At 63.2% G+C, this 4127-nt stretch carries 3 protein-coding genes and 1 pseudogene; 1 reads left to right on the top strand and 3 read right to left on the bottom strand.

What is annotated here, in order from left to right:
* Positions 1–271: pseudogene (locus QRN52_RS20400) on the bottom strand (circularly permuted type 2 ATP-grasp protein); the annotation flags it as partial.
* A gap of 410 nt (positions 272–681) precedes the next feature.
* Between QRN52_RS20400 and QRN52_RS20395 the strand changes: the two are divergent.
* A complete protein-coding gene (locus QRN52_RS20395) occupies positions 682–2244 on the top strand; it encodes an amino acid permease (RefSeq protein ID WP_284755380.1) in 1563 nt (520 codons plus the stop codon).
* Between the two features lie 82 nt (positions 2245–2326).
* Here the strand turns inward: QRN52_RS20395 and QRN52_RS20390 are convergent, their stop codons facing one another.
* Both QRN52_RS20390 and QRN52_RS20385 read right to left on the bottom strand, forming a co-directional pair.
* A complete protein-coding gene (locus QRN52_RS20390) occupies positions 2327–3289 on the bottom strand; it encodes an ABC transporter permease (protein ID WP_284755379.1) in 963 nt (320 codons plus the stop codon).
* The gene (locus tag QRN52_RS20385; protein WP_284755378.1) at positions 3279–4016 is read right to left on the bottom strand and encodes an ABC transporter ATP-binding protein; all 738 of its coding nucleotides are present in this window, start codon (positions 4014–4016) and stop codon (positions 3279–3281) included. The genes QRN52_RS20390 and QRN52_RS20385 overlap by 11 nt, the downstream gene beginning before the upstream one ends.
* Positions 4017–4127 lie beyond the last annotated feature (111 nt).

Raw genomic sequence — 4127 nt, 5'->3', positions numbered from 1 at the left:
GCACATCCCACTCATCAGCCGGAATCACCCGCGGCACGATATCCAACGGAAAGGGTCTCTCCTCCCCCGCATAATCGAAGGTCACACCCCGGTCCAGGAACGTCCGCGCCATCGACTCCGCACGCGCACTTACATCGGCAAGGGTCAACTGGCCCAGCGACTCGGCGATGTGACTGTACGAGCCGCGAGCCAACATGCCCGGTGCGAACATCTCGTCGTACGCGCCGGTGCGCTCGACCGCAGGGCCGTAATCTTCAAACAGGTCTGACATTCCCCTCACCCTCTCAATAGGTGCTACCGAGTCAAGCGGTTGTTTATTGCGGATACATTTCGTGTCGTGAAACATCATTCATAGTCCAGAAAGCAACTTAACGGAGCCTGAAAAGGGCAGTGAAGCTGGGGTTTAGCGCGATTCAAAGCATTCCTCGCAGGAATTGCGCGGCAATAATCCGCGCAAACTCAGTGATTTCCGGGCCTTGAAAAGCCTGTCGGACAGCCAGACACCCGGCTGCCCGACAGGCTTTGCGGCAGGCGGGGACAGCGCTGCATCTGGCCGTTTGTAACTTAACCGCCGTGAAATAACGGGGAAACTCACCGCACCTAGCGTGGGTTGGGCGCCGGGCACCAAGCACCATTTCAAACAAACGGACCCGGCATTAGCCATCAATCGGGGGGACCATAATGTCCAACGGAATACCTCGGCCGGATCACTATCCAGCCGAAGACTTTGAAAACGAACGGGAACGCACGGGCGACCTTGCACTTGCGACCCAGGATTTTTCCAACGAAGACGCGGGGTACCACAAAACCCTCAAGCCGCGGCAAATCCAGATGATCGCCATCGGGGGCGCAATCGGAACCGGACTGTTCATGGGAGCCGGTGGCCGCCTCCATGGATCAGGTCCGGCGCTGATCCTCGTTTATGCGGTCTGTGGCTTTTTCGCCTTCCTCATTCTCCGTGCGCTCGGTGAGCTCGTCCTTCACCGGCCATCGTCGGGATCCTTCATTTCCTATGCCCGCGAGTTCTACGGCGAAAAGATGGCCTTCGCCGCGGGCTGGTTGTATTTCCTCAACTGGGCCATGACCTCGGTGGTGGATGTCACCGCCGTCGCGCTTTACGTCAAGTTCTGGGCGCCCTACTGGACGCCGCTGCAATCCGTGCCGCAATGGGCGATCGCCCTTGTGGCGCTCGTCGTGGTCCTGTCGCTGAACCTCGTGTCCGTCAAGCTTTTCGGCGAAATGGAATTCTGGTTCGCGCTGATCAAAGTTTCGGCGCTGGTCCTGTTCCTCATCATCGGCGTGTGCTTCCTCGTGTTCGGAGGCCACACGGACATCGGCCCCACGGGCTTCAGCGTCATGGCGGATAGCGGCGGGATGTTCCCCATGGGCGCCGTTGCCCCCTTGCTGGCCGTGAGCGGCGTGGTGTTCGCCTATGCCGCGATCGAACTCGTGGGTACGGCCGCGGGCGAGACGGAGAAGCCCAAGGAGGTCATGCCCAAGGCCGTAAACACGGTGGTCTTCCGCATCGGCATCTTCTACGTGGGATCGGTGCTCTTGCTTTCGCTCCTCCTGCCTTTCACCGCCTACAAGGCCGGAGAATCGCCCTTCGTGACGTTCTTCTCACACATTGGATCTCCGGATGCCGGCGCGACGTCCGCTTCGATCATGAACTTCGTGGTCCTTACCGCCGCGCTATCGAGCCTCAACGCGGGCCTCTACTCGACGGGTCGCATCTTGCGTTCAATGGCCGTCAACGGCTCTGCCCCGGGCTTCACGGCCAAAATGAGCAGCCATGGCGTTCCGTATGGCGGGATCCTTCTCACCGCGGTCATCACCCTGCTCGGAGTCGGACTTAACGCGGCGTTCCCGTCCGAAGCTTTCGAAATCGTGCTGGAAGTGTCCGCCCTTGGCATCATCGGCGGTTGGGCCACCATTGTTCTTTGCCAGATGAAACTGCAGAAATGGGCGAAGGAAGGAAAGCTCGAACGGCCGACCTTCAGGCTCTTCGGCGCACCCTTCACCTCGTACCTGACGCTCGCATTCCTGCTCTTCGTCTTGGTCACCATGGGCTTCTCAGACACCGGGCGCTGGGTACTTGCATCCCTGGTGGTGCTTGTTCCTGCTTTGGTGGGCGGCTGGTTCGCGGCGCGCAAAGGCATTTACCGCGCTGCGCTGGAGCGCTCCGGCTACACGGGCCCGTTCCCGGTGGTGGCTGAACGTCCCGCCATCGACGCCGCCCGGTAGCGCCTGCCCGGCTGTGATCTGACGAAAGGAGAAGGGCCCGACGGCGGTCGCCGTCGGGCCCTTGCGTTACGTTTAGGTGCGTTTAGCGCGTGCTCCCCGCCAGCAGGCCGCGGCGCAGTAGGAGGCGGCGCTCAATCGGGGCGAAGACCAGGAGCTCGATCAGGATGCCGACGAACAGGATCGCGAGGATCGCGGACATGACAGTGGCCATGTCGGACAAGGTGCGGCCCTGGTCCAGGAGCGAGCCGAGTCCGAAGCCGATGGTGCCGCCCACCGCGATGATTTCGGCGGCCATGAGCGAACGCCAGGAGAAAGCCCAGCCCTGCTTGAGTCCGCCGAGGTACCCGGGGAGGGCCGCCGGCAGGACGATCTGCAGGGCCATCTGTAGTCGCGAGGCCCCGAGGACCTTGCCGACGCTCCGGTATTGCGGCGGGATCTGGTCCACGCCGGAGATCAGGCCGTTGATGATGGACGGGATGGCACCCATCAGGACGACGAAGTACACGGTGCCGTCCGAGAGCCCGAACCAGATGATCGCAGCCGGAACCCAGGCCACCGACGGCAGCACCTGGAGCCCGGAAATGAGCGGTCCGAAGGCACGGCGCAGCGGCTGCACCTGAGCGAGGAGCAGGCCCACCGGTGTGGCCACGGCGACGCTGATGAGGAAGCCGATCACTCCTCGCTGAAGTGAGGTCCAGATGGCTTCCTGGGCTTTGCCTTCGGCCCAGAGGGCACCGAACTGGCTCAGGACGTCAAGCGGTCCGGGAACCTGGTCGCGGCGCTTGAAACCGAGGGAGACATAGAACTGCCACGCGAGGATGAGGACCAGGAGTGCCGCAATCGGGAGGATGACCCGGGCCCAGTCGATGCGCGCCTTGCGGTGGGCATCCGACTGCAACTTATCCAGGCCGGCTTCGAGGTCCCGGAGCTCGTCCGGGTTTCCCTTCAGTGACGGCGAGGTGATGTGGCGGGACTGTGGAGCTTGCTCGGCAGTCTCCCCTTCGGTGCTTTCCCCTGCAAGCCGGGTCTCTTGTTCAATTGGCATGGCGGCGGATCTCCTCGCGCAGGCGGCGGGTAATGGTTCCAGTCAGTTCCCCGGCACGGCCGGCGTCGGTCCGGTGTTCCTCGGTGACATCCCACTCGGCCACGACCCGTCCCGGACGGGAGGACAGCAGCAGGACCCGCTGGCCGAGCCTGACTGCTTCGCGCACGTTGTGCGTCACGAACACGATGGTGCGGCCGGTTTCCTTCCAGATCCGCTCGAGCTCGTCGTGCAGAAGGTCGCGGGTGATGGCGTCGAGGGCAGCGAACGGTTCGTCCATGAGCAACAGCTGCCGGTCCTGGGCCAAGGCGCGGGCCAGGGCAACGCGTTGCCGCATGCCGCCGGAGAGCTCGTGCGGGCGCTTGTCCCCCGCGCCACCCAAGTGGACGAGGTCCAACAACTCGCCCGCGCGGGCAGCACGGGACGCTTTGCTCTGGCTGCCGGACTTGTCCGCGAGCTTCAGCGCGAGTTCGATGTTGCCGCGGGCAGTGAGCCACGGGAACAGCGCCGAATCCTGGAACATGAAGGCGGCGCCGTCGCTGGGCACCTCCAGGGCGCCCGACGTCGGCTGGTCCAGCCCCGCGAGGATGTTCAGCAGCGTGGATTTGCCGCAGCCGGACGCACCGAGCAGGGCGACGAACTCGCCTTGCTGGATGGTGGCGTTGACGTCGTCCAGCACCGGGGCGCCGTCGCCGAAGCGTTTACCCAGGTGTTCCAGTACGACTGGCATGGTCCCGTCCTTCGTTTGTTGCTTCGTTGGTGAATGTGCGCCCAACTAACTCGCAGTTGTTGTCGTTATGAGGCCTCAAAACGACAACTATTGCGAGCCAGTTGGGACTTG

This window comes from Arthrobacter sp. efr-133-R2A-120, from assembly GCF_030209835.1.
Classification (GTDB): Bacteria; Actinomycetota; Actinomycetes; order Actinomycetales; family Micrococcaceae; genus Arthrobacter.
This window is presented reverse-complemented; position numbering and strand designations above follow the sequence as displayed.

Bases quoted from the DNA above. Each gene is read 5' to 3' on its own strand.
- QRN52_RS20390 (WP_284755379.1), bottom strand. From the start codon at position 3,289: ATGCCAATTGAACAAGAGACCCGGCTTGCAGGGGAAAGCACCGAAGGG.
- QRN52_RS20385 (WP_284755378.1), bottom strand. From the start codon at position 4,016: ATGCCAGTCGTACTGGAACACCTGGGTAAACGCTTCGGCGACGGCGCC.
- QRN52_RS20395 (WP_284755380.1), top strand. From the start codon at position 682: ATGTCCAACGGAATACCTCGGCCGGATCACTATCCAGCCGAAGACTTT.